The organism is Lentzea albidocapillata, assembly GCF_000719115.1.
GTDB classification, from domain to species: Bacteria; Actinomycetota; Actinomycetes; order Mycobacteriales; family Pseudonocardiaceae; genus Lentzea; species Lentzea albidocapillata.
Genome location: NZ_JOEA01000065.1, coordinates 1 through 899 on the forward strand (window position 1 = coordinate 1; position 899 = coordinate 899).

Sequence of the window (899 nt, forward strand, 5' to 3'; positions counted from 1 at the left end):
GGCGATGACCTCGTCGATCCCGACCTCGGCGGCCACGGCCCTGGCGACGGCTTCGTTGTCGCCGGTCAGCAGCACCGGCCGCAGTCCGAGGCCACGCAGTCCCGCGATCGCCTCGGCCGAGGTGGGCTTGACCGTGTCGGCCACGACCAGCACACCGCGCGCTTCGCCGTCCCAGGCCACCAGTACCGCGGTGCGGCCCTTGTCCTCCGCCTCCTTCTTCGCGGTGACGAGCTCCTCGCTGAGCCGGACGCTCCACTCCTGCAGCAGGCGAGCGCGGCCCACGAGGACGGCGTTCTCGCCGACGACGCCCTGCACGCCAAGGCCTTCCAGGTTCTGGAAGCCCTCCACCGCGGGCAGTTCGCCGACGCGTTCGGTGGCGCCCGTGGCGATCGCCCTGGCGATGGGGTGCTCGGAGGCGTGCTCCAGCGCACCGGCCAGGCGCAGCACCTCCTCCTCGGTCACGCCGTCTGCCGCGTGGACCTCGACCAGGCTCATCTGCCCGGACGTCACCGTGCCGGTCTTGTCCAGCACGACCGTGTCGACGCGCCGGGTGGACTCCAGCACCTCCGGCCCCTTGATCAGGATGCCCAGCTGAGCGCCACGACCCGTGCCGACCAGCAACGCGGTGGGCGTGGCCAGGCCGAGCGCGCACGGGCAAGCGATGATCAGCACGGCGACGGCGGCGGTGAAGGCCGCCGAGGCACCCGTCCTCGACGAGCTTCGCCATCTGCGCGAGCTGCGTGTCCGCGCCGATGCGGGTGGCGCGCACGACGAGCCGCCCGCCCGCGTTGACCGTGGCACCGACGACCGCGTCACCGGTGGTGACCTCGACCGGCACCGACTCGCCGGTGAGCATGCTCGCGTCGATCGCCGAGCTGCCCTCCTCGATCACGCCGTCG

General features: G+C 72.9%; 1 pseudogene. It reads right to left on the reverse strand.

Features of this window, described 5'->3' with window-relative positions:
• Window positions 1-899: pseudogene (locus IG04_RS43525) on the reverse strand (HAD-IC family P-type ATPase); the annotation flags it as partial.